At 70.1% G+C, this 23,671-nt stretch carries 20 protein-coding genes; 9 read left to right on the forward strand and 11 right to left on the reverse strand.

Annotated features, from left to right (window positions below; translation table 11 throughout):
- Positions 1-118: 118 nt before the first annotated feature.
- Both BST10_RS24080 and BST10_RS24085 read left to right on the forward strand, forming a co-directional pair.
- Positions 119-1,468: a PPE family protein, SVP subgroup gene (locus BST10_RS24080; protein WP_013829883.1), complete on the forward strand. Its 1,350-nt coding sequence runs from the start codon at positions 119-121 to the stop codon at positions 1,466-1,468.
- A 5-nt stretch (positions 1,469-1,473) separates the two neighbouring features.
- A complete protein-coding gene (locus BST10_RS24085) occupies positions 1,474-2,907 on the forward strand; it encodes a PPE domain-containing protein (RefSeq protein WP_013829884.1) in 1,434 nt (477 codons plus the stop codon).
- A 19-nt stretch (positions 2,908-2,926) separates the two neighbouring features.
- Here the strand turns inward: BST10_RS24085 and BST10_RS01000 are convergent, their stop codons facing one another.
- Positions 2,927-3,676, reverse strand: coding sequence for an SOS response-associated peptidase (locus BST10_RS01000; RefSeq protein ID WP_083035863.1), 750 nt, complete (start codon positions 3,674-3,676; stop codon positions 2,927-2,929).
- Between the two features lie 16 nt (positions 3,677-3,692).
- Positions 3,693-4,418 (reverse strand): class I SAM-dependent methyltransferase, encoded by a 726-nt coding sequence (locus tag BST10_RS01005; protein WP_013829886.1) that lies wholly within the window; start codon positions 4,416-4,418, stop codon positions 3,693-3,695.
- 88 nt (positions 4,419-4,506) lie between these two features.
- Here BST10_RS01005 and BST10_RS01010 point away from each other — a divergent pair, with 88 nt between their 5' ends.
- The 4 genes from BST10_RS01010 (at position 4,507) to BST10_RS24090 (ending at position 8,543) form a co-directional block, all read left to right on the forward strand.
- A complete protein-coding gene (locus BST10_RS01010) occupies positions 4,507-5,556 on the forward strand; it encodes an LLM class flavin-dependent oxidoreductase (protein ID WP_083035865.1) in 1,050 nt (349 codons plus the stop codon).
- Positions 5,557-5,762: 206 nt separating this feature from the next.
- Positions 5,763-6,062 carry a PE family protein gene (locus tag BST10_RS01015; RefSeq protein WP_013829888.1) on the forward strand — a complete coding sequence of 100 codons (300 nt, stop codon included), beginning with the start codon at positions 5,763-5,765 and terminating at the stop codon, positions 6,060-6,062.
- A 9-nt stretch (positions 6,063-6,071) separates the two neighbouring features.
- The gene (locus BST10_RS01020; protein WP_013829889.1) at positions 6,072-7,271 is read left to right on the forward strand and encodes a PPE family protein; all 1,200 of its coding nucleotides are present in this window, start codon (positions 6,072-6,074) and stop codon (positions 7,269-7,271) included.
- 15 nt (positions 7,272-7,286) lie between these two features.
- A complete protein-coding gene (locus BST10_RS24090) occupies positions 7,287-8,543 on the forward strand; it encodes a PPE family protein (RefSeq protein WP_083035868.1) in 1,257 nt (418 codons plus the stop codon).
- A gap of 68 nt (positions 8,544-8,611) precedes the next feature.
- Here BST10_RS24090 and BST10_RS01030 read toward each other — a convergent pair whose 3' ends face one another.
- Positions 8,612-10,201, reverse strand: coding sequence for a serine/threonine-protein kinase (locus BST10_RS01030; protein WP_205277412.1), 1,590 nt, complete (start codon positions 10,199-10,201; stop codon positions 8,612-8,614).
- A gap of 526 nt (positions 10,202-10,727) precedes the next feature.
- Between BST10_RS01030 and aroA the strand changes: the two genes are divergently transcribed.
- Together aroA and rsgA are read left to right on the forward strand one after the other, a co-directional pair.
- A complete protein-coding gene (gene aroA / locus BST10_RS01040) occupies positions 10,728-12,020 on the forward strand; it encodes a 3-phosphoshikimate 1-carboxyvinyltransferase (RefSeq protein ID WP_013829892.1) in 1,293 nt (430 codons plus the stop codon).
- Complete coding sequence (gene rsgA, locus BST10_RS01045; RefSeq protein WP_013829893.1) at positions 12,017-12,997, forward strand: ribosome small subunit-dependent GTPase A; 981 nt, start codon at positions 12,017-12,019, stop codon at positions 12,995-12,997. The genes aroA and rsgA overlap by 4 nt, the downstream gene beginning before the upstream one ends.
- Positions 12,998-13,013: 16 nt before the next feature.
- Here rsgA and BST10_RS01050 read toward each other — a convergent pair whose 3' ends face one another.
- From BST10_RS01050 to BST10_RS01070, 5 genes are all read right to left on the reverse strand, one after another.
- A complete protein-coding gene (locus tag BST10_RS01050) occupies positions 13,014-14,273 on the reverse strand; it encodes a fatty acid desaturase family protein (protein WP_013829894.1) in 1,260 nt (419 codons plus the stop codon).
- Positions 14,274-14,358: 85 nt separating this feature from the next.
- On the reverse strand, positions 14,359-15,504 hold the full coding sequence (locus BST10_RS01055; protein ID WP_083035874.1) for a ferredoxin reductase: 1,146 nt from the start codon (positions 15,502-15,504) through the stop codon (positions 14,359-14,361).
- 37 nt (positions 15,505-15,541) lie between these two features.
- Positions 15,542-16,051, reverse strand: a complete 510-nt coding sequence (locus tag BST10_RS01060; RefSeq protein ID WP_083035876.1) for a DUF6912 family protein — start codon at positions 16,049-16,051, stop codon at positions 15,542-15,544.
- 88 nt (positions 16,052-16,139) lie between these two features.
- A complete protein-coding gene (gene ppk2, locus BST10_RS01065) occupies positions 16,140-16,955 on the reverse strand; it encodes a polyphosphate kinase 2 (protein WP_083035878.1) in 816 nt (271 codons plus the stop codon).
- A complete protein-coding gene (locus BST10_RS01070; RefSeq protein WP_013829898.1) occupies positions 16,952-18,346 on the reverse strand; it encodes a WS/DGAT/MGAT family O-acyltransferase in 1,395 nt (464 codons plus the stop codon). The genes ppk2 and BST10_RS01070 overlap by 4 nt, the downstream gene beginning before the upstream one ends.
- A gap of 206 nt (positions 18,347-18,552) precedes the next feature.
- On the opposite strand from BST10_RS01070, the gene BST10_RS01075 reads away from it, so the two are divergent.
- Positions 18,553-19,083: an Rv3235 family protein gene (locus BST10_RS01075; RefSeq protein ID WP_049792913.1), complete on the forward strand. Its 531-nt coding sequence runs from the start codon at positions 18,553-18,555 to the stop codon at positions 19,081-19,083.
- Between the two features lie 13 nt (positions 19,084-19,096).
- Here the strand turns inward: BST10_RS01075 and secA are convergent, their stop codons facing one another.
- The 3 genes from secA to BST10_RS01090 form a co-directional block, all read right to left on the reverse strand.
- Positions 19,097-21,883: a preprotein translocase subunit SecA gene (gene secA, locus BST10_RS01080; protein WP_083035881.1), complete on the reverse strand. Its 2,787-nt coding sequence runs from the start codon at positions 21,881-21,883 to the stop codon at positions 19,097-19,099.
- Between the two features lie 130 nt (positions 21,884-22,013).
- Entirely contained in the window at positions 22,014-22,715 is a 702-nt protein-coding gene (gene hpf, locus BST10_RS01085; RefSeq protein WP_083035883.1) for a ribosome hibernation-promoting factor, HPF/YfiA family, read from the reverse strand.
- 145 nt (positions 22,716-22,860) lie between these two features.
- Positions 22,861-23,502, reverse strand: coding sequence for a ComF family protein (locus BST10_RS01090; protein WP_083036124.1), 642 nt, complete (start codon positions 23,500-23,502; stop codon positions 22,861-22,863).
- Positions 23,503-23,671 lie beyond the last annotated feature (169 nt).

The raw sequence follows: 23,671 nt of genomic DNA on the forward strand, positions 1-23,671 counted from the left end.
CAAGTTCACCATCTAGCGTCGCCGTTACTCGGTCAACGCTGCGTACGCGTGGCGGCCGCAGCGACCCCGGCGATTCAGGAGGCATCATGACGCCTATCACTGACGGGTCTGGCTAGCAATGGATTTCGCAACACTTCCACCAGAGATCAACTCGGCCCGGATGTACACCGGAGCCGGCGCCGGGCCGCTACTGGCCGCCGCCACCGCCTGGAGCGCCCTGGCCGCCGAACTGACCACCGCCGGCGTGGCCTATGACTCGATGATCGATGAGCTGTCCGGCGGCTGGGCCGGGCCCAGCGCCACCGCGATGGCCGCCGCTGCGGCGCCCTACGCGCAGTGGATGCACGCCACCGCGGCACAGGCCGAACACGCCGCGTCGCAGGCCAGAACCGCGGCCGCCGCTTACGAATCCGCGTTCGCCATGACGGTCCCGCCGCCGATGATCACCGCCAACCGGGCCCAGCTGATGACCCTGCTGGCCACCAACTATCTGGGCCAGAACACCGCCGCGATCGCAGCCACCGAAGCCCACTACGGCCAGATGTGGGCCCAGGACGCCACCGCGATGTACGGCTACGCAACGACCTCCGCGGCGGCCTCCCGGCTTACCCCCTTCACGCAGGCACCGCCCACCACCAGCCCCGCCGGCGCCCCCAGCCAGGCAGGCGCGGTCGGGCAGGCGACCGCCACCGCGGCCGGAAACCAGGCCAACACCGTGGCCGCCGCGGTCACCCAGGCCCTGCAGGGCCTCGCCGCCCCCGGCTCGACAGCGGCCGGAACGAATGCGTCGCTGCTCAGTTCCATCGGGTCGGCGGCGGCGATGGAGCCCGGTCTGGCGGCGTCGTACGCGGCGTTGGCGGCGAGCCTGTTCGGCACATTCGTCATCGACTCCGCCGGCACGTTCGGCGTCGACGCGGCCGGTTCCTTCGGCATCGACCTGATCGGCATCGGCGAGATCGAGAGCGAACTACTGCCGGAGATGGCACTGGCCAGCGCGGTGACCCCGGTCAGCGCCGAGATGGGCGAGGCCGCCACGCTCAGCGGGCTGTCGGTACCGCAGACCTGGGCCACCACCGCCCCGACAACCACGGTGATCCAGCAGGTGGGCGGCGCACTGCCCACCGCCGCCGAGGCAGCCGTCCCCGCCGCGGCGGGGGCCGCCGCGCTGCCGCTGGCCGCGATGGCCGCCGCCGGTCTGGCCGGCCGGGCCACCGCCGGCGTCGGGCGCAGCCGCGGCGGCGCCGCGACCGCAACGACGAGCACGAAAGCAACCGCCAAGCGGCCTCCGCGCGCGATCGTCAAGCAACGCGACCCGGCCGGGAAGCCGGAGTCACCGCCGGCGCGGCCGTTGAACGGGCCGATCACGCGGATCTCCGGCGAACTGCGGGAGTTGGCCGAACTGCGCGACGCCGGGATCCTCACCGAAGACGAGTTCGCCCAAGAGAAGCGGCGCCTCCTCGGCCGGTAACACCTATGGATTTCGCGTTCTTGCCACCGGAGATCAACTCGGGCCGGATGTATGCCGGCGCGGGTGCCGGTCCGCTGCTGGCCGCCGCATCGTCCTGGGATGCCCTCGCCGCCGAATTGAACGCCGCGGGCCTTGCCTACGAATCGGTGCTGACCGAACTGTCGTCCGGCTGGGCCGGGCCCAGCGCCGCCGCCATGGCCTCGGCCGCCGCACCGTATGCCCACTGGATGCGTACCGCCGCAACCCAGGCCGAGGAGACTGCCATCCAGGCCAGGGCCGCCACCGCCGCGTACGAGGCCGCGTTCGCCATGACGGTGCCACCGCCGGTCATCGCCGCCAACCGCAGCCTGTTGACGACCCTGGTCGCGACCAACTTCCTGGGCCAGAACACCGCCGCGATCGCGGCCACCGAAGCGCACTACGGCGAAATGTGGGCCCAGGACGCCACCGCCATGTCCGGCTACGCCGCCGGAGCCGCGTCAGCCACCCGGCTCGATCCGTTCAGCCAACCGCCGCCCACCACCAACGCCGCCGCGGGCGCCGCCCAGGCCGCCGGAATCGGCAAAGCCGTGGGTCACGCCACCGGAATCGGTAAAACCGTGGGCCACGCCACCGGAATCGGTAAAACCGTGGGCCACGCCACCGGAATCGGCAAATCCGTGGGCCACGCCACCGGATTGGGTAAAGCCGTGGGCCAGGCCGCCGCCACCGCCGCCGAGGGCCAGGGCGAGGGCCTTCTCGCCGGGATCGCCCCGGCCCTGCCGGGTTCCACCTTGCCGACCGCCGCCGGTTCGTCGACCGGTGCGACCGCGCTGGCCGGCATCATCGGGCCCCTCACCGCCGCGGCGGCGTCCAGCACACCCACGATCGAGCTCGTTGACGCCGGTCTCGAGGTCGTCGTCGACTCGATAGGCACGTTCGGTATCGACGCCCTCGGCTCGTTCCTGATCGATCCGCTCGGCGTCGCCGGGATAGCTGAAGAACTGTTTCGGGCCGCGATGTCCGGTGCGCTGCCGATGACGGCCAGCATGGCCTCGGCGGTCTCGATCAGCGGCCTGTCGGTGCCGCTGGCCTGGGCATCGGCGGTGCCATCGGTGATCGGGCAGGCCGGAGTCTCGCTGGCCTCGGCCGGTAGCTCCGCCGCCCCGGCCATCGCCGGCGAGACCGCGGTGCCCGCGGTGGGGATGGCCGCGGCGGGCTTGGCGGGTCGGGCCAGCGCGGGTGCCGCGGGCGGCCGGCGCACACCGACTACCGGCGCCACCACGCTGGGGCCGCGCGAACAGCGGCCGAACGAGCTGCCGGAGCTGACACCGGAATCGGCGTTCGGCCTGCTGATGGGGGCCGACATCGAACTGCGTGAGCTGGCCGAACTGCGCAACGCCGGCGTGCTCACCGATGAGGAATACGCCGCCGAGAAGCGGGCCCTGGTCGGTCACTAGCGGAGCCGTCGGCGCGCGGCTACAGCAGATAGCCCTGCTGGGGCTGCGGCGCGGCTTCCGCGATCAACTCCGGTCCGTTGTTGCGCACGCTGTTGACCAGCGTCGAGACCTCACGCAACACCAGCCCCGGCGCCTGCGGCGAACTGTCCAGCAGCGCGGTGTCGAGCGGTGTGTCCGGATCCAGCCAAGCGTCCCAACGCTTTTCGGGCAGCAGCAGCGGCATCCGGTCGTGAATGCCGGCGATCTCTCCGGCCGCCCCGGTGGTGATGATCGTGACGCTGAGCAGCGGGTCGCATCGAGGGCCGCCCCGCCAGACCGACCACAGGCCGGCCGCGAACAGCATCCCGTCGTCACCGTGGATGTAGAACGGTGTCTTGCGCGCCTTCTTCCCGCCGGGGGCTTCGGCGCGCCACTCGTAGAAGCCGTCCATCGGAATCAGGCAGCGCCGGCGTTCGGCAGCCGAGCGGTAGGCGGGCGAGGTGGTGAGCTTGTCGGCGCGGGCGTTGATCAGCAGCGGGCCACCGCCGGCCGGGGCGCCGTCAGGGCCGGCTTTGGTCCACGGCGGCACCAGTCCCCACCGCATCAGCCGGACTCGGCGGGTCGGGGCGTCGCCGGGATCGGTATGCCTGCTGACCACGGTCGCGACGGCGTCGGTCGGTGCCACGTTGTAGTTCGGGCCCGGATCGGCGTCCGCCGGAACCTCGTTGATCGCCTCGATCCGCTCGGCCAGCAGCGCCGGGTCGGTGGTTACCGCGAAGCGCCCGCACATGCCTCCATGGTGGCAGCTAGTCGAGCCGGGTGGCGGTCACGGCCCAGAACGGCATGTGCACCACGTTGTCCTCGAGCAGCGGTTGCAGGTAGGCGAACCGCTCGGCCAGCGCGCGAACGCCGTCGAGCAGATCCTCCCGGCCAAGCGCCTCCATCACCGTGATCATCTCGGTGAAGGAGTTGGGGTCGAAGGTGCCCTGATAGGTGGTGGGCCCGATGTGGTCGATCCGCCACCCGGCCTCGGCGAGCAACGGCCCGAAACGCTCGGGCGACAGCCCGTCCAGTTGCCAGCCGTTGACGTTGTGGCGGCCGGCCTCGAACATGTACAGCCGCGCTTGTGGTTTGGTGGCCCGGTGCAGACTTCGGGCATACCGCAGCTGGGTCTCCTCGTCGTCCTGGAACACGTGGTAGAACGCGCTGTCGACGACGGTGTCGAACCGGCCGTCGAACCCGGCGAGCTCGACCGCGTCGGCCACCTGGAAGTTCACCGTCACACCGGCTTTCGCGGCGTTGCGTTGCGCCCCCGCGATCGCGGCCGGTGCCACGTCGATCCCGGTTGTGGGATAGCCCTGCGAGGCATAGTGGATCGCGTGATGGCCCGGGCCGGTGCCGGGATCGAGCACCTCACCGCGCAACGCGCCGTAGGCCACCAGCTGCTGCACCACCGGCTGCGGCCGGCCGATGTCCCAGGGCTCCGGGGGCCCGGAAGGCACAGCACCGGCGAACTCGGCGTCGCTGCTCATCGGCCCACTGTGCGTGACCGAAGTTAACGAAATCGGAACGCCGGGTTACCGGCGTCGATACCCGAGCGGGGAATGGCAAGATCGCGATGTGCGTCTCTCCGTCCTCGACCTAGCCCCGGTACGCACCGACCAGTCCAGTCCTGACGCACTGGCGGCGACCATGCGGCTCGCGAAGCTGGTCGACGGTCTGGACTACGCCCGGTACTGGGTCGCCGAGCACCACAACCTCCCCTCGGTCGCGGCGACCAACCCAGCGGTGCTGGTCGCGATGCTCGCGACCGCGACCTCCCGGCTGCGCGTGGGCGCGGGCGGGGTGATGTTGCCCAATCATGCGCCACTGGCGGTGGCCGAACAGTTCGCGCTGCTGGAGGCCGCCTACCCCGGCCGCATCGACCTGGGCATCGGACGTGCCCCCGGTGCCGACCCGGTTACCTCGACGGTGTTGCGCGGCGGCCGCGACGACCGCGCCGTGGATCAGTTCCCCGATCACCTCGATGACGTGATCGCCCTGCTGGGGCCCGCCGGGGTGTCGGTGCGACTGCCCGATCGCGACTATGTGCTCAAGTCGACGCCGCATGCACTGACGCGGCCGCGGGTCTTCGTGCTGGGTTCCTCGGTGCAATCGGCCCGGGTCGCCGCGGCCAAGGGGCTGCCCTATGTGTTCGGCCACCACCTGTTCGGCGAGCAGACCGACGAGGCACTGGCGTGCTACCGGTCGGAGTTCGTGCCGAGCGAGCTGACCACCGAGCCGACCGCATTCCTGACCGTCAACACCGTCGTCGCCGAAACACACCAGGAGGCAACGGCTTTGACACTCCCGTACCTGCATCTGCATGCCCGGACCGCCACCGGGCATCCGCCCGGACCCGTGGAACTCGTCGAAGAGGCCCAGCAGGCCACGCTCACCCCGGAGCAGCACCGAATCGCCCAAGCCGAACTGGGGCGCGCGGTGGTGGGAACGCCCGCGGAAGCGCTGGCGCAGCTGCGTGCGCTCGCCGAGCAATTCGGCGTGGACGAACTGATGCTCAACCCGGTCGCCTCGGCCCGGCAGGGAACCGATCCCGCCGCCTCGCCGGGCCGCGAAACCACCCTGAAATTGGTGGCCGGCACCCTGCCGCACAAGGTGAACGAAGAGTGACGCCAAAGCAACATCGGCGGGCCGCTCGGTGAATGAATCGGGTGCCGTTCCGAACGGTCGATGAACAACTGTTGACAGTCTCCGAAAAGCCCGCCTCCCGACTGTGCCTCGGGGGTCAGATCACTTAGCGTCGGAGCTGCGCCCAACCGCGCCTGCGACTCGCAAACTTTGCGATCGCAGATCATGGACTTCGATGAGGAGCGTTCATGTCGTTCGTCACCACGCAGCCCGAGGCACTACTGGCTGCGGTCGCCAACCTGCGGGCGATCGGTTCGTCGCTGGCCGCCCACAGCGCCGCGGCCGCCAGCCCCACCACCGGTGTGGTGCCGGCGGCCGCTGACCAGGTTTCCGCGCTGACGGCAGTCCAGTTCGCCAATCACGGCCAGTCCTACCAGGCGGTGAGCACCCAGGCCGTGGCAGTGCACGAGATGTTCGTCAACGCACTGAGCAACGGCGCAAACGCGTACGCCGCTACCGAGGCTGCCAACGCAGCCGCGGCCGGTTAGGCGACGACAATGGACTATTTGTCTTCACCGCCGGAGGTCACCTCCACACTGATCTACGCCGGGCCCGGCTCGCAGCCGATGGTGGCGGCGTCCTCGGCCTGGAGCTCGCTGGCCGCGGAGCTGAAATCCATTGCCGCCCAGTACCGGGCAGTGATCAGTCAGCTGACCTCCGAGGAATGGCTGGGGCCGGCGTCGGCGACGATGGTCACCGCGGTCACGCCCTACGTGAACTGGATGGAGCTCACGGCCGCGCAGGCCGAGCAGGCCGCCACCCAGGGCCGCGCCGCCGCGGCCGCGTACGAGACGGCACACGCTCAGACGGTGCCGCCGGTGGCCGTCTACGCGAACCGCGAGATGCTGCAGGAATTGGTCAACACCAACATCCTCGGGCAGAACACCCCGTCGATCGCGGCCACCGAGGCCGAGCACGGCGAGATGTGGGCGCAGGACACCATGGCGATGTACGGCTACCAGGCCCAGTCCAGCACGGCCACCCAGCTCAACGAGTTCGCCCCGCCGCCGAACCCGACCAACCCGGGCGGCGAGGCGGCCACGGGGAACGCGGCAACGGGGCAGGCGGCGAGGGCATCCAGCGCGTTGCAGAACCTGTTCCGCCCGATGTCGGCCGAGAGCACGGGCAGCCCCGCAGGGGACATCCTCGAAGACCCGAACTTCAAGCTGGGCGACGAGGCCATAAGCATGGCCACCGGCCAGATCACCATGCACTCGAACAACCTCTGTGCGGTCTGGCGTGGTATGAGCGGTCTGACCGGCCTGCAGAAGATGTTCGCCGATGGGGCGAAGGACGCTGCCAAGGCCGCTTCCGGAGCCGCCTCCGGAGCCGCCGGCGCGGCCTCCGGGGCCGCCTCAGGTGCCGCCAACGCCGCCTCCGGAGCCGCCTCGGGTGCCGCCAGCGCCGCCTCGGGTGCGGCCAGCTCACTCGGTGGCTTGTCGGTGCCGCCGAGCTGGACTGTTCCGTCGGCGCCGTTGAGCGGCGCCCTGGGGCCGGTGTCGGGCGGCACGTGGCAGCCGATCGGCGGTGCGGCCGGCAGCGGAATCCTCGGCAACACCCCGATGGCGCCCCCGATGGGGATGGCCGGCATGCCGGCGGGTGCCGCGGGTGCGGCCGGGGCCGGCTTCAAGGGGTTCGGCGCGCCGCGCTACGGAAGCCCGTTGACAGTCATGCCACGTCGTCCGTTCGGCGGATAGACCGAGGAAGCCCAAGTGATCGACTACGGGGCGCTGCCGCCGGAGGTCAATTCCGCACGCATGTACGTGGGAGCCGGCTCCGGTCCACTGTTGGCAGCCGCGGGGGCCTGGGACGTCCTGGCCCAAGAGTTGAGCATCACCGCTGCCGCGGTGCACATGACCATCACCGACCTGACCAGTGGTCCGTGGCGGGGGCCGTCGGCCACCGCCATGGCGGCTGCCGCACTGCCCTACACCACCTGGTTCCAGACCACCGCCGCGCAAGCCGAGCAGGCGGCCCTGCAGGCCAAGGCCGCGGCGGCCGCCTACGAAGCCGCGTTCGCCATGACCGTGCCGCCGCCGGCGGTGCTGGCCAACCGGGTCCAGCTGATGACGTTGGTCGCCACCAACTTCTTCGGTCAGAACACCCCGGCGATTGCGGCCACCGAAGCCCAGTACGCGGCGATGTGGGCGCAGGACGCAGCGGCGATGTACGCCTACGCCGGTGGTTCCGCGGCCGCCACGCAACTGTCGGAGTTCACCTCGCCGCCGCAGATCACCAATCCGGCCGGGCCCGCCGAACAGGCCGCCGCGACCAGCAATGCGGCCGGGAACTCGGCGGCGACGCAGGCGCTCAACCAGTCGCTCGCCCAGGCCGGCACCGCCAGCGGGACGCCCACCACGCCGGGCACCCCGGTGCCCCCGGGCACCGCGCCGCCCGGAGAACCGGTGTCGCCGCTGACCGCGTTCCTGCAGAGGTTCGTCAATGCGATGAAGCCGCTCGACAGCATGCGGGGCAACCCGCTGCTGCCGACGCGGTACATGCATCCGGTCGGTGAAGTTTTCAAAGGCTGGCAGCACGCGGGCTCCGGCCCCGCCGGTGTGCGCACTTTCCTGGCGGACTCGGCGAAGGCCGCTGAGGAAGCGGCCAAGAGCGCCGGCTCCGCCGCTACCCGCACCTCGGGTTTCACCCCCGCGGCGCCGTCCGCCGCGGTGGGCCGGGGTGTCCAGCTCGGCGCGTTGTCGGTGCCGCAGAGTTGGCCCGTCGCCCCGAGTGGGGCCAATCAGGCTGCGGCGACGCTGGTGTCCCGGATGGCCGCTTCCAGTGGCGCCGCGGCCTCGGAGGCCGGAGCGATGCCCCGCGGCGCCGGTATGGGCAGTATGGCCGGCCTGGCGGCGCTGCCCGCGGCCGCAGCCGGCGCCGGTGGCGGTGGCGGGCCCACCGGTTTTCGCTTCGTTCCCCGCTACGGCTACCGCCACCGCGTCATGAACCGCCCGCCCAGCGCCGGCTAACCGATCGCTGCCTGATCAACCGCGCCGCGCACCGCACGCGGCGGCAGGCCTTGACGGCAGCGGGAAACTCAGGCCGGTTTGGCGGGTTTGACGGGTTCGACGGGGTCCACGGCTCCGACGACCTCCGCCGGCGCATCGCCGAAGCGACTGGCGACCACCGGAACCCAGATCTGGGCGCCGCGCTGGGAACACTCGTTGGTGTCGACGGTGGCTACCATCGCGCCGTGCAGCACGCCCGGGATGGTCGGCGACAGCGTCAGCACCTGCGTGGTGGTGTGGGTGCCCAGCCGCCCGTCGGGCGCCATGCACGGCCCCTCCAGCTGCTGCGGCTCGGACCGCCAGGTCTCGTTGGCGTATTCGAGCACCATCTGGGTGCCGCCGTCGGGCAGCGTCGCCGCTTTCCGGTGATCCTTCTGGTCGAGCATCCTCGCCGAGGCGGTGCAGGCCTTCTCGTCGCATGACGTCCGGATCGCCCACCAGGTGCTCACGTTGGGCGGGTGCGGGTTGGGGACACCGTTGTACTTCTCCCCCGCCCGGTTGGCGTCCACCCGGTAGGTCCCGTCGAACGCCGGCGCCTTGACCGGCGGCACCACCGCGGCCGCCGGCTCGCCACCGGCGGCGGCCGTCTCCACCTGCTCGTCGGCCAACATGCGCGGGACGACGGTCGCCACCGAGCCGACCAGCACCAGCGCCAGCGGCACGACGAGGGCCGGCCGGGCCAGTGTCGCCAACCGGCTCCGCGGCGCCGGGTCCGGCACCGCTCGCGGAACACCCCGAACGACGGTGCTCGCGGCGTCGGGTGCATCCTCGGCATCCGGATCGCCCAGCCGCTCGGCCAGCGCCGCGACGAAGTCCGAACAGTTCCGGAATCGCTCGGCGGGGTCTTTGGCCAACGCCGCGGCCAGCACGTCGTCGAGTTCTTCCAGCTCGGGACGCTGCCCGCTCAGCGGCGGTGGCGGCGTGTTCAGATGGTGGCTGATGACGGTCACCGGGTTGTCGTGCTGGAACGGCGGCGTACCGGTGAGCATCTGGAAGGTGGTGGCGGCCAGCGCGTACTGGTCGGCGTATTGCAGCGCCTCGGCGCCCATCAGTTGCTCCGGCGCGGCATAGGCGATGGTGCCGATCGCCAGGTTGCTCGCGGTCAGCCCGGTGGGCCCGCTCAGTTGCCGCGCGATGCCGAAGTCGGCCAGCACGGCGGTCAGCTCGCCGGCTTCGGACTCGGTCACCAGGATGTTGCTGGGCTTGACGTCGCGGTGCACCACACCTTGCCGGTGGGCGTAATCGAGCGCGTCGGCGATGGTCGCGACGATCGGGACTACGGCTTCCGGGGGCATACCGGCCGGAAACCTGCGGGTGATCAGCTCGGCGAGGCTCTCGCCATCGACGTACTCCATGGCGATCCACAACCGTCCCCGGTACTCGCCACGATCGTGCACCCGCACGATGTTCGGGTGGTCCAACACCGCGGCGGCTTCGGCTTCCCGCCGAAAGCGCTCCTCGTACTCGTCGTCGGCGCTCAGCGACCGGCGAAGAACCTTCAGCGCATCACGGCGCGGGAGCCGGGGATGCTGCGCGAGGTACACCTTGCCCATCCCGCCGGCACCCAACAGTTTGAGGATGGTGTACTCAGCAAAAATAGAGCCCGCTGCCAGAGCCATGCCGCGATGGTAACGATCCCGGGTGAACGGCCGGGTGCTGCAAAGCGGCCAATCGGCAAAGAACGCGTCCAGCACACCCGGTACGCCCGGCTCATGCGGCGCTCCCAGCTTCGCCCCTCCTCCGTCGAGCCTCACTGAACCGCGGTGTTGATGCGGCGCTCCCAGCTTCGCCCCTCCTCCGTCGAGCCTCGCTGAACCGCGGTGTTGATGCGGCGCTCCCAGCTTCGCCTCTCCTCCGTCGAGCCTCGCTGAACCGCGGTGTTGATGCGGCGCTCCCAGCTTCGCCTCTCCTCCGTCGAGCCTCGCTGAACCGCCGTGTTGATGCGGCGCTCCCAGCTTCGCCCCTCCTCCGTCGAGCCTCGCTGAACCGCGGTGTTGATGCGGCGCTCCCAGCTTCGCCTCTCCTCCGTCGAGCCTCGCTGAACCGCGGTGTTGATGCGGCGCTCCCAGCTTCGCCTCTCCTCCGTCGAGCCTCGCTGAACCGCCGGATACCAGCGTCGGAGCAAAACGCTGGCAGGATGAAGCCGTGACGACTTGGCCGGCACCGACCACCACCACCCCTGTCGACGCCACGGTCACCGTGCCGGGCTCGAAGTCCCAGACCAACCGGGCGCTGGTGCTGGCGGCGCTGGCGGCCGCGCGCGGCGGCGGGGTCTCCACCCTCTCCGGGGCGCTGCGCAGCCGCGACACCGACCTGATGCTCGACGCGCTGCGTGCGCTGGGCCTGCGCGTCGAGGCGGTGGCCCACCAGGTGACCGTCAGCGGCGAGATCGACCCCGAGCCGGACACCTGGTTGAACTGCGGCCTGGCCGGCACCGTACTGCGGTTCGTCCCGCCGCTGGCCGCGCTGGGCACCGCCACCGTGACCTTCGACGGCGACGAGCAGGCCCGGGCCCGGCCCATCGCTCCGCTGCTGGATGCGATGCGCGGCCTGGGCATCGCGGTCGACGGTGACACCCTGCCGTTCACGATCAAGGGCACCGGGTCGGTCACCGGCGGCACCGTGGCGATCGACGCCTCGGCGTCCTCACAATTCGTCTCGGGTCTGCTGCTGGCCGCGGCGGCGTTCGACGACGGGCTGACCGTGGTGCACACCGGCGCGTCGCTACCGTCGGCGCCGCACATCGCGATGACGGTCACGATGCTGCGCCAGGCCGGGATCGACGTCGACGACACCACCGCCAACCGCTGGCGGGTGTCGCCGGCCACCCTTCAGGCCCGGCACTGGGAGATCGAGCCGGACCTGTCCAACGCCACCCCGTTCATGGCCGCGGCCGTGGTCACCGGCGGTGAGGTGCGCATCGCCGACTGGCCGGCCCTCGGCGTCCAGCCGTCCGACACCATCATCGACATCATCGGCAGGACGGGCGCGACGGTGCGCCACAGCGATTCGCAGCTACAGGTACAGGGGCCGCCCAGCTATGCCGGGTTCGACGTCGACCTGCGAACGGTCGGCGAGCTCACGCCGACCGTCGCCGTGCTGGCCGCGCTGGCGGAGCCGGGATCGGTGTCTCGGTTGAGCGGTATCGCGCACCTGCGTGGCCACGAGACCGACCGGCTGGCGGCGTTGACCACCGAGATCAACCGGCTGGGCGGTGACGCCGTTGAGACTCCCGACGGCCTGGTCATCACCGCGGCGCCGCTGCACGGCGGAACCTGGTGCTCCTATGCCGATCACCGGATGGCCACCGCAGGGGCGATCATCGGCCTGCGGGTCCCCGACGTCGACGTGGAGGACATCGAGACCACCGGCAAGACCCTGCCCGCGTTCCCCCGGATGTGGGCGGAGATGCTGGCCGATTCGGGTTCGAGCGCTTGAAGCCCGGCGACTACGACGAGTCCGACGTCAAGGTCCGCTCCGGCCGCGGCTCCCGGCCGCGCACCAAGATCCGCCCCGAACACGCCGACGCCCGTTCGGCCATGGTGGTCAGCGTCGACCGCGGCCGCTGGGGGTGTGTGCTGGACGGCGAGCCGGATCGACAGATCACCGCGATGCGCGCCCGGGAACTGGGCCGCACCCCGATCGTCGTCGGCGATGACGTCGACGTCGTCGGCGACCTGTCCGGCCGGCCCGACACGCTGGCCCGCATCGTCCGGCGCGGTCCCCGGCGAACGGTGTTGCGCCGCACCGCTGATGACACCGATCCGACCGAGCGGGTGGTGGTCGCCAACGCCGACCAGCTGCTGATCGTGGTGGCCCTGGCCGACCCGCCGCCACGCACCGGGCTGGTCGAGCGGACGCTGATCGCCGCCTACGCCGGTGGACTGGTGCCGATTCTGTGCCTGACGAAGACGGACCTGGCCGATCCGGGGCCGTTCGCCGGCCAGTTCGCCGACCTGGATCTCACGGTGGTCACCGCAGGGCGCGACGATCCGCTGGACGCCGTGGCGCCGCTACTGCAGTCCCACATCACGGTGTTGCTGGGCCACTCCGGGGTGGGTAAATCGACGCTGGTGAATCGCCTTGTCCCGCAGGCCGGCCGAGCGGTCGGGCTGGTCACCGACATCGGCCGGGGCCGGCACACCTCCACCCAGTCGGTGGCGCTGCGGTTGGCCGGATCCGGCTGGGTGATCGACACCCCGGGCATCCGATCGTTCGGGCTGGCCCATATCGCGCCCGACGATGTGCTGATGGCGTTCTCCGATCTCGCCGATGCGATCACCGAATGCCCGCGCGGCTGTGGACATCTGGGGCCGCCGGCCGACCCTGAATGCGCCCTGGACTCGCTGAGCGGGCCCGCGGCCCGGCGCGTCGCCGCGGCGCGGCACCTGCTGTCCACACTCCGCGAGGGTTAGCGCGCCACAACGAAGATCAGGCGGCCAGGCGGGCCGGCTTGTCGCGCCGCCAGCCCCGCACGGTCGAGATCGCGGTCTTGAGTCCGCGACGCCGGCCGGTCACCGGGTCGGCTCCGGTCGACGCCGGGCCCAGCTCGGCGAACATCCGCTCGCTGCGGGTCTCCGGGGCGTCATCGGCGGTGTCACGCAGGAATCGGTCCGGCAGCGACAGTTTGGCGATGGTGCGCCAGGTCTTGCCGTACTGCACCAGGAAGGGCCCTGAGGTGTAGGGCAGGTCGTAGCGCTCGCAGATCTCGCGCACCCGCACCGCGATCTCGGGGTAGCGGTTGCTGGGCAGGTCCGGGTACAGGTGGTGTTCGATCTGATGGGACAGGCTGCCGCTGAAGAACCGCATCGGCTGCCCGGCGTCGATGTTGGCACTGCCCAACAGCTGCCGCAGATACCAATGGCCGCGCGTCTCGCCGACCATGTCGGTCTTGGTGAATTTCTCGGCGCCGTCCGGGAAGTGGCCGCAGAAGATGATCGCGTTGGACCACACGTTGCGGATCACGTTGGCGATCGCGTTGGCCTTGCATGTCGAGCCGAACGTCGCGCCGGGCGACAGCGCGGTCAGCGCCGGGAACGCGATGTAGTCCTTGAACAACTGCCGACCGGCTTTGCCGGCGAACTCCCGCAGCCGCACCAGCGTCGCCGCACGATCCGCACGACCCATGAAGATCTTGCCGATCTCCAAGTGCTGCAGGGCGACTCCCCACTCGAACCCGATCGCCAGCATGGTGTTGTAGAACAGGTTGAACAGGTTGAAGCGCTTCCAGGGCGCGTCGCGGGTGACCCGCAACAGGCCGTAGCCCACGTCGTCGTCCATCCCGAGGATGTTGGTGTACTTGTGATGCTGGAAGTTGTGGGTGAAGCGCCAGTGCTTGGACGACCCGGCCATGTCCCACTCCCAGCCGCTGGAGTGGATCTCGGGGTCGTTCATCCAGTCCCACTGACCGTGCATGACGTTGTGGCCGATCTCCATGTTCTCGATGATCTTGGCGACCCCCAGCGTCGCGGTGCCGGCCCAGCGGACCGAGCGGCGAGAGCCGGCGGCCAGCATCAGCCGGCCGGTCACCTCGAGCACCCGCTGCGCGGCGATGGTGCGACGGATATAGCGAGCGTCGCGCTCACCGCGGGATGCCTCGATGTCGCGGCGGATCTCGTCGAGCTCAGCGGCGAGATTCTCCACATCGGCGTCGCTGAGGTGCGCGAACACCTCGACGTCGGTTACCGCCATCGAACCGCCTTTCGGGCATGGATACCAAAAACCTTGACCTACGATATCGTAACCTACGTTGGCGTAGGTTACCAACGGGTAACCCTCAGACGTCCAGTTCGCAGTCGCCGGCGGCCGTCGAGATGCACGTCTGGATGCGGGTGCCCGGCTCATGATCGGCGCCGGTGCGCAGATCGCGGACCTGGCCGGCCGTCAACTCCACCACACAGGACTGGCAGATACCCATCCGGCAGCCGAACGGCATCTGCACCCCGACGCTCTCACCGGCCTCGAGCAGCGTCGTCGCCGCATCCGTCACGACGCTCTTGCCGCTGGCGGCGAAGGTGACCGTACCGCCACCGTCGGCCACCGCGGTACGCGCGAGGGTGAATCGCTCGATGTGCAGCCGGTCGGCGATCCCGGCGGCCGCCCAGATGCGCTCGGCGTCACCCAGCAGCGGCGCCGGCCCGCACGCCCAGGCCTGTCGGCCGCGCCAGTCGGGCACCTCGGCGTCCAGCGAGCCCGGGCCCGACAGGTCCAGCCGGCCTTCGGTGCGGGTGGCCCGCAACAGCAGCCGGTAGCCGGGATACTCACGCGCCAGGGCCGCCAACTCCTCGGCGAACAGCACGTCGTCGGCGGTGGGCGCCGAGTGCAGGTGCACCACGTCGGTGATGCCGTCCCGGCGGGCCAGGGTCCGCAGCATCGACATCACCGGGGTGATGCCGGACCCGGCGGTCAAGAACAGCACCGTGGCCGGCGGCGGATCCGGCAGCACGAACTCACCCTGGGGGGCGGCCAGCCGGACCACGGTGCCCGGGGCGACCCCGTCTACCAGGTGGCTGGACAGGAATCCCTCGGGCATCGCCTTGACGGTGATCGCAATGGTGCGTGCCCCGGTCACGGGGCTGGAGGTCAGCGAGTAGGACCGCCAGCGCCAGCGGCCGTCGACCAGCAGGCCGATGCCGATGTACTGACCGGCGGTGTAGTCGAAGTGAAAACCCCAGCCCGGTTTGATGACCAGCGTCGCCGAATCGGCGGTCTCACGCCGCACCTCAAGCACCCGCCCGCGCAGCTCACGGGCCGACCACAACGGGTTGGCCAGTCGCAGGTAGTCGTCCGGCAGCAGCGGGGTGGTGATGCGTGTGGCGATGCGGCGCAACGCGTTCCAACCCGGATGGCGGTCGGCGCCGGCGACGGTCGGCCGTTTGGTGTCGCCGATGTTCGCGGTGACCGCGGAATGTTTCTTGCTCACGATGAACCTACGGTAGCGTAGCTTCGCCCGGCCGACATCAGAGCAGGTCAAGCAGGAACGGCAGCTCCTGGGTGGCGTACCAGGCCAGGTCGTGGTCCTGGGCGTCGCCGACGGTCAGCTCGGCGTCCTCGTCGCCGAGGTCGGCGTCATCGATCGCGGCCACCGCCGCGCGCACCGCCGGTTCGGCGGCCGCGTTGTCCACGTAAGCCGCGACGACGTCGCCGATCTCAACCGGCCCGGCCAGCCGCACCACGGCGGCATCGAGATCAGGCCGCGCGGCTGCGCCGTCGACCTCGGCGACCAGCACCGCCCGGCGGGTGGGCAGCGTATCGCCGTCCGGGCCTGTGCCGGCGGCACCGAGCAGCCGCAGCGAGGCCAGCGCTGCCTCGGCGAGTGCCACCTCGGCCAGTTCCTCGTCGTCGCCGTGGGCGTAGGACTCCCGCAGCGCCGGGGTCACGGCGAACGCGGTCCCGCTGACTGCCTGCAGTGATCCGTCGGCGACCAGTTGGGCCAGCATGGCCAGCGTCGCCGGGATGTACACGCGCATGAGCCCAGACCTTAGCGGTGATCGCGAGCGCGGCGAAGCCGGGCGAAGCGGGTCGCCGCCATCAAACACAGCGGCCCGGCCGGGCCGGTCATGCCTCGCCCGCCAGCGTCGCCGCGTAGTCCTCGACGTAGCGGTAGTTTCCCCGGTCGGGGCGCTGGTAACCATCGCCCGCCGCGGGCCGGTCCGGCAGTTCCACCTGTGGCAGCGCCACCTCGCGGTAGGGAATCGTCGACAGCAGGTGCGCCATCATGTTCAGCCGCGCGTGCTTCTTGATCTCGGACTCGACGACATACCAGGGGCTTGCCGGGACATCGGTGTGCGCCATCATCTCGTCACGGGCCCGCGAGTAGTCATCCCAGCGATTCACCGACTCGAGGTCCATCGGCGACAGCTTCCACTGCTTCAGCCGATCGTTGCGCCGGTTGCGAAACCGGCGCAGCTGTTCCTCCTGGGAGACCGAGAACCAGTACTTGCGCAACAGGATCCCGTCGTCGATCAGCAGTTGCTCGAACACCGGTGCCTGCTCGAGGAAGCGCGCATGCTCGTCGGCCGTGCAGAACCCCATCACCTTCTCCACGCCGGCGCGGTTGTACCAGGACCGGTCGAAGAGGGTGATCTCGCCGCGGGCCGGCAGCGCGGCGACATAACGCTGGAAGTACCACTGCCCGCGTTCACGTTCGGTGGGCGCCGGCAGGGCCGCCACGTGGACCACACGCGGGTTGAGGCTCTCGGTGATCCGCTTGATGACACCGCCTTTGCCGGCCGCGTCGCGGCCTTCGAAGATCACCACGACTCGGGCGCCGGAGCGCCGCACCCATTCTTGGAGTTTCACGAATTCGGTTTGTAAACGCAGCAATTCGGCCTGGTACACATCGTCGGCGATCCGGGCCTGCGCACCGCTCATGTGGCCGCCTCCAGCAGTTCGGCCAGCGCCTCGTCCAACAGTGCCGAGACCAGGCCGACGTCGCTCATCGACTTGCGGTCGGCGTTGACCCCGTAGTACAGCGTGCCGTTGTAGGACGTGACCCCGATGGTGAACGCCTTGTTGGGCAGCAGCGGGGGCACGCTGTAGGTCTCGAGCAGTTTGGCGCCGCAGACGTACAGCTGCCGCTGCGCGCCGGGCGCATTGGTGATCAACAGGTTGAACACCCGCCCGGAGAACCCGGCGAACGCGGTGGCGACCCGAACGCCCATCGCATGCAGCGTCGGCGGCGCGAAGCCCGACACCGTCAGAATGGTGCGGGCGTCCACCAGGCCGGTCGGCGTTGGGTGCGACTCGGTGGCGTAGGCGATCTGGGACAGTCGCACCACCGGATTGGGTTCTCCGACCGGCAGATCCACCAGGAACGGGGTGACCGCACCGATTGGCTGACCGGCGGTGTCGTACTCATGGTCGGGATACACCGACAGCGGCGCCATCGCCCGCACCGTCCGCGTCGAGGACACCGGCTCGCCGCGGGACAGCAGCCAGTTGCGCAGTGCCCCGGTGATCACGGCGAGCACGACGTCATTGATCGCGCAGCCGTAGCGGGCGCGTACCGTGCGGTAGTCCTCCAGCGCCCCGTGCGCCACCGTGAAGAGGCGGTTCTGCGACACCTGGGTGTTGAGCGGGGTGTGCGGCGCGGTGCCGCGCACCAGCGCCCGGGCGGTGTCGAATGCCTTGCGCCCCACCCAGGTCAGCGGGTCGCTGAACGTCGATCCGACCGCTTGCAGCTGGGCTCGAGGTGCCGCCACCCAGTCCCCGACCGCCCCCAGCACCAGTTCGACGGCGCCGGGCTCGCGCCGCGGAACCCAGATGTCCTCGTCGAACGGCGGCGGGCGCTGCGTCCGGTCCACCAGGACATGCCCGAGCGCCGGCGCCGCCATTCCGTTGACCAGCGCCTGATGCGACTTGATGTAGACCGCGATCCGGTTGTCGGCCAGCCCCTCGATCAGGTACAGCTCCCACAGCGGCCGGTGGCGATCCAGCGGCTGCTGCCCGAGATGGGCGATCAGCTCGTGCAGCTGGCGGTCGCTGCCCGGCGAGGGCACCGCCAGATGGCGTACGTGATAGGTGATGTCGAACTCGTGGTCGTCGACCCACACCGGCCGGGCCAGGCTCATCGTGACTTCGCGGATCTTCTGCCGGTAATACGGGATCTGCGGCAGCCGTTGCTCGACGGTGGCCAGCAGCTGCTCGTAGCTCAATCCGCCGCGCGGCCGGCGCAGGATGAACAGCGATTGCACGTACATCGGCGTGGTGGTGTTCTCCAGCCGGTAGAAGGCCGCGTCCGTCGCCGACAGCCGGTTCACCATCGCCGCCCGCCCTCCCTGCTGACTCGATTCGGCCTGGCGCGCGACACCCACCGGAACCAGAACCGGAGAAACACTGCCGCTCACGGTAGCCCGCCGCCGCAGCGCGGCGTACCCGGATACGGCCGCGCCGTGATTGTGCGATGATCGCCACACATCCTGCCACTCTCCAGCAGGGCCATCCGTCGGATCGACCGTGGAGAGCTGCCGTGACCGTGGACCCCTCCCCGCCCGTAGGCTCGACCGTCGCCCCGGTGATCGACTACGAGCCACCGGCCCGGGCGGCGACGCCGTGCCGGCCGGCACAACAGTCACCACCGCCCGGGCCCCGGCGCGGACGGGGTCAGCCCCCCGGAGTTCGGCAGGACCGGCCCCCGCGTCACCGGCTGCCGCCACCGTTGCAGTCGGCCGTGGTGTTCGCCGACGCCGCGCTGCGCCGGGTGCTGGAGGTCATCGATGGTCGCCGTTCAGCGGCGCATATGTATCCACTGCTCGCCGCCGGACTCGCCGAGTCGGTGCTGTCGGCGCGCGCAGCGGCGGCGGTCCGTGGCGGGCCGGCGACACTGCAGCGGGTGCGCGCGCGACCGGCCGGATCAGCCGAACCGGCCACGGCCGTCGAGGCGTTCGGCACCTACCGGCGCGGCCGGCGCACCCACGCGCTGGCCTGCCGTATCGAGCGGGTGGCCGCAACCGGACCCGAAAGCACGGCATGGCAGATCGTCGCCCTGCACATCGGCTGAGCGGTCCTTCGGGCTAGCCCTTTCGCTGGGTCTTCGGCTGCCGGGGCCCGCGACCCTCACGGCGGGCCGCTTCGCGCCGCGATCGACGGGACGTCGAATTGTTGGCACCGGCGGGTTGCAGGTCGCGACCGCGCCGCACCTGCGCGGAGCCGTCCTCGTCGGGCCCAGAGTACGTCAGGCCCGCGGTGCCGTCGGCGCCGTCGGCGCCATTGGCACCGTCGACTCCCTTGGCGCGCAAGCCGAACTGCGCCAACCCCTCCGGGGCGTCCACCGGTGCCACCTGCGGCTGGGTGGGCGCGGCCTCGACGGCGACGTTGAACAGGAAGCCGACCGACTCCTCCTTGAGGCCCTCGAGCATGCCGGTGAACATGTCGTAGCCCTCACGCTGGTATTCCACCAGCGGGTCGCGCTGAGCCATCGCCCGCAGCCCAATGCCCTCCTTGAGGTAGTCCATCTCGTAGAGGTGTTCACGCCACTTACGGTCCAGCACGGACAGCAGCACGCCGCGTTCCAGCTCCCGCATGGCCCCGGCACCCGCCTTGCCGTCGACCTCGGCCTCACGTGCGGCGTAGGCGTTCTCAGCGTCGGCGATCAGCGCCTCCAGCAGTTCCTCGCGGGTCAGGTCGTCGGCTTCGCCGACGTCGGCGGCGTGCAGCAGTTCGTGATAGTCGATGCCCACCGGGTACAGCGTCTTCAGCGCGGTCCACAACTGCTCCAGGTCCCAGTCCTCGGCGTAGCCCTCGGACGTGGCGCCGTTGACGTAGGCGGTGATCACGTCGACGAGCATGTCGTGGGCCTGCTCGGCCAGGTTCTCGCCGTCGAGGATGCGCCGGCGCTCGGCGTAGATCACCTTGCGCTGCTGGTTCATCACCTCGTCGTACTTCAGCACGTTCTTGCGGATCTCGAAGTTCTGCTGCTCGACCTGGGTCTGGGCGCTCTTGATCGCCCGGTTGACCATCTTGGCCTCGATCGGCACGTCGTCGGGCAGGTTGAGCCGAGTCAGCAGCGACTCCAGCGCCGCACCGTTGAACCGTCGCATCAACTCGTCGCCCAGCGACAGGTAGAACCGCGACTCGCCCGGGTCGCCCTGCCGGCCGGACCGGCCGCGCAGCTGGTTGTCGATGCGCCGGGACTCGTGCCGCTCGGTGCCCAGCACATAGAGGCCACCGGCCTCGATCACTTCCTTGGCCTCGACGGCCGCCAATGCCTTGATCTCGCTCAGCGTCTCGTCCCAGGCGGCCTCGTACTCCTCTGGTGTCTCGACCGGGTCCAAGCCCTTCCTGCGCAGCCGCTGGTCGGCCAGGAAGTCGACGTTGCCGCCGAGCACGATGTCGGTGCCGCGGCCGGCCATGTTGGTCGCCACGGTGATCGCGCCGCGCCGGCCTGCCTCGGCGATGATGTGCGCCTCGCGCTCGTGCTGCTTGGCGTTGAGCACGTTGTGCGGGATCCGCCGCTTGGTCAGCTGTTTGGACAGGTACTCCGAGCGCTCCACGCTGGTGGTGCCGATCAGCACCGGCTGGCCCTTCTCGTACCGCTCGACGAGGTCGTCGACGACCGCGGCGAACTTGGCCTCCTCGGTCTTGTAGATGAGGTCGATCTGGTCGGTGCGCGCCATCGGCTTGTTGGTCGGGATCGGCACCACGCCCAGTTTGTAGATCTCGTGCAGCTCGGCGGCCTCGGTCTCGGCGGTGCCGGTCATCCCGGCGAGTTTGTCGTAGAGCCGGAAGTAGTTCTGCAGGGTGATGGTGGCCAACGTCTGGTTCTCGGCCTTGATCTCCACCTGCTCCTTGGCCTCGATGGCCTGGTGCATGCCCTCGTTGTAACGCCGTCCCACCAGCACCCGGCCGGTGAACTCGTCGACGATGAAGACTTCGCCGTTGCGGACGATGTAGTCCTTGTCGCGGTTGAACAGCTCCTTGGCCTTCAGGGCGTTGTTGAGGTAGCTGACCAGCGGCGAGTTGGCCGCCTCATAGAGGTTGTCGATCCCGAGCTGGTCCTCGACGAACTCCACCCCGAGCTCGTGCACCCCGATGGTGCGCTTGCGCAGGTCGACTTCGTAGTGGACGTCCTTCTCCATCAACGGCACGATCCGGGCGAACTCGGTGTACCAATTGGAGCTGCCGTCGGCCGGCCCGGAGATGATCAGCGGGGTGCGGGCCTCGTCGATCAGGATGGAGTCGACCTCGTCGACGATGGCGAAGTTGTGCGGGCGCTGCACCAGCTGGTCCAGCGAATGCGCCATGTTGTCACGCAGGTAGTCGAAGCCGAACTCGTTGTTGGTGCCGTAGGTGACGTCGGCGTTGTAGGCGACCCGCCGCTCGTCCGGAGTCATCGCCGACAGGATCACCCCCACCTCCAGGCCCAGGAACCGGTGCACCCGGCCCATCCACTCACTGTCGCGCTTGGCCAGGTAGTCGTTGACGGTGACGACGTGCACGCCCTTGCCGGCGATCGCGTTGAGGTAGGCCGGAAGCACACAGGTCAGGGTCTTGCCCTCACCGGTCTTCATCTCGGCGACGTTGCCGTAGTGCAGCGCGGCGCCGCCCATCAGCTGGACGTGGAACGGCCGCTGGGTCAGCACCCGCCAGGCCGCCTCGCGGGCCACCGCGAACGCCTCCGGCAGCAGGTCATCGAGGGATTCGCCGGCTTGGTGCCGCTCCCGGAACTCATCGGTCTTGGCCCGCAGTTCGGCGTCGGTGAGGGCCTCGGCATCGTCGGACAGCGTGTCGATGTAGTCGGCGACCTTCCTGAGCCGTTTGACCATCCGGCCTTCACCAAAACGCAGCAACTTGGACAGCACGGCTGGTCCCCTACTCAGTCTTCGTCTATTACGAGCGTCACCCATGGTAGGTGACGCCGCTGCGCAGCCCGGTTTTGCCGCGGCCGAGCAGTGTCGGGACGGCTTCTCCGCGGCGCCGGTCCGGGCGGCGTCAGACCAATCGGATCAGGCCGTAGTCGTAGGCGTGGCGGCGGTAGACCACCGACGGCTGGTCGGTCTCCTTGTCGTGGAACAGGAAGAAGTCGTGGCCGACCAGTTCCATCTCATACAGCGCGTCGTCGACCGACATCGGCGTGGCGGTGTGCTCCTTGGTGCGCACGATCCGGCCCGGCTCGTGAGCGTGCGCGGGCGCGTGCGCGGAGCCGTCCCGGTCCGGTTCGGCGGTGCCGTCCCGGTTGAACGCCGTGGCCAGGAACTCCGGGTCCAGCGTCGTCGCCCCGGTCGCCTCGGCCACCGACAACGGCGTCTTGTCGCCATAGGAGACGTTGCGGCGGTCCTTGTGGCGGCGAAGCCGGCCCTCCAGTCGGTCGATCGCGGCCTCGAACGCGGCGTAGAAGCTGTCGGCGCGGGCCTCGCCACGGATCACCGGCCCGCGACCGTGCGCGGTGATGTCGATCTGCTGGCAGGACTTTCGCTGCCGGCGGTTGTTGGCGTGTTTGAGCTCAACGTCGAACAGTCGGATGGAGCGGTCCAGCCGCTCCAGCCGGGCCAGTTTCTGCGCGACATAGACCCGGAAGTGGTCCGGTATCTCCACGTTGCGGCCCTTGACCACGATCTCCGCGCCGGTCGACTGCTCCGGGCTGTCATCGACGTCGACCTGCGTACGGCTGGTTTCCACGAATTGACTTGCCATGCTCGACACTCTTTTCTCGTCGTCTCGACCACGTACTGCTGCGCCTCTACGGTCCAGCGAACCCCTTGATGACGACCGTAGCCATGCCGCCGGATACGTGCCACCGGTTTGACTGACCCGTTGCCGGTTGGTTGCCGCAGCGGCATCAGGCGGCCGCGATCACCAGCGCGGCGATCACCCGAACGCCGCCGGCGCGCAGCACCCGCACCGACTCGGCCAGGGTGGCGCCGGTGGTGACGACGTCGTCGACGATCACGACGTCACCGCCGGCGGTGGACAGCCGACGGCGGTTCAGCAGCACTCGGCCGGCGATGTTGCGTTCCCGGGCGCCACTGCCCAGCCCGACCGAGTCGCGGGTCAGCGCCCGCATCCGCAGCGCTGGCACCACCGTCATGCCGGGTTGTCGCGCCGTGGCCGCGGCCGCCACCCGCCCGATCGGGTCACCGCCGCGGCGGCGGGCGGCGCTGCGCCGGGTGGGTGCGGGAATCAGCGTCAGCGGCAGGTCGACCATCCGCCAGCACAGCAGTCGGTGCAGCGCCTCGGCCAGCGTCGATGCCAACGGTGTGATCAGGTCGGTGCGCCCGTGCTCCTTCAGCGCGACGATCGCCGCCCGGCGGGCTCCGGCATAGCGGCCCAGCGCGAACACCGGCACCTGCGGGTCCAGCCGCGGACTCACCAGCCGCGGCTCGTCCGGCCCGATGGCCAGCTGCGCCGCGCAACCGGGACACCATCGGGTCGCCGGGGCGCCGCAGCCACCACACTGCCGGGGCAGCACGAGGTCGAGCACAACGGTGAAACTGCCATCGCCCACCGACAACCGGGCCTGCGCCGAGGCCCTACTACGTGATGTCGGATTTCGGAGTCAAGGGGCCTTGGTCAGCAACAATGCTGACGCCGGACCCCAATTCCGTGAGGTCCCTAACAGATTCACGAATTTTCCAACTCGATGCTGTTAG

The organism is Mycolicibacter algericus DSM 45454, from assembly GCF_002086455.1.
Taxonomy (GTDB): domain Bacteria; phylum Actinomycetota; class Actinomycetes; order Mycobacteriales; family Mycobacteriaceae; genus Mycobacterium; species Mycobacterium algericum.

Coding starts and splice junctions, on each gene's coding strand:
- BST10_RS24080 (WP_013829883.1), top strand. CDS start 119: ATGGATTTCGCAACACTTCCACCAGAGATCAACTCGGCCCGGATGTAC.
- BST10_RS24085 (WP_013829884.1), top strand. CDS start 1,474: ATGGATTTCGCGTTCTTGCCACCGGAGATCAACTCGGGCCGGATGTAT.
- BST10_RS01000 (WP_083035863.1), bottom strand. CDS start 3,676: ATGTGCGGGCGCTTCGCGGTAACCACCGACCCGGCGCTGCTGGCCGAG.
- BST10_RS01005 (WP_013829886.1), bottom strand. CDS start 4,418: ATGAGCAGCGACGCCGAGTTCGCCGGTGCTGTGCCTTCCGGGCCCCCG.
- BST10_RS01015 (WP_013829888.1), top strand. CDS start 5,763: ATGTCGTTCGTCACCACGCAGCCCGAGGCACTACTGGCTGCGGTCGCC.
- BST10_RS01020 (WP_013829889.1), top strand. CDS start 6,072: ATGGACTATTTGTCTTCACCGCCGGAGGTCACCTCCACACTGATCTAC.
- BST10_RS01030 (WP_205277412.1), bottom strand. CDS start 10,201: ATGGCTCTGGCAGCGGGCTCTATTTTTGCTGAGTACACCATCCTCAAA.
- BST10_RS01050 (WP_013829894.1), bottom strand. CDS start 14,273: ATGGCGGTAACCGACGTCGAGGTGTTCGCGCACCTCAGCGACGCCGAT.
- BST10_RS01060 (WP_083035876.1), bottom strand. CDS start 16,051: ATGCGCGTGTACATCCCGGCGACGCTGGCCATGCTGGCCCAACTGGTC.
- ppk2 (WP_083035878.1), bottom strand. CDS start 16,955: ATGAGCGGTGCGCAGGCCCGGATCGCCGACGATGTGTACCAGGCCGAA.
- BST10_RS01070 (WP_013829898.1), bottom strand. CDS start 18,346: ATGGTGAACCGGCTGTCGGCGACGGACGCGGCCTTCTACCGGCTGGAG.
- hpf (WP_083035883.1), bottom strand. CDS start 22,715: ATGGCAAGTCAATTCGTGGAAACCAGCCGTACGCAGGTCGACGTCGAT.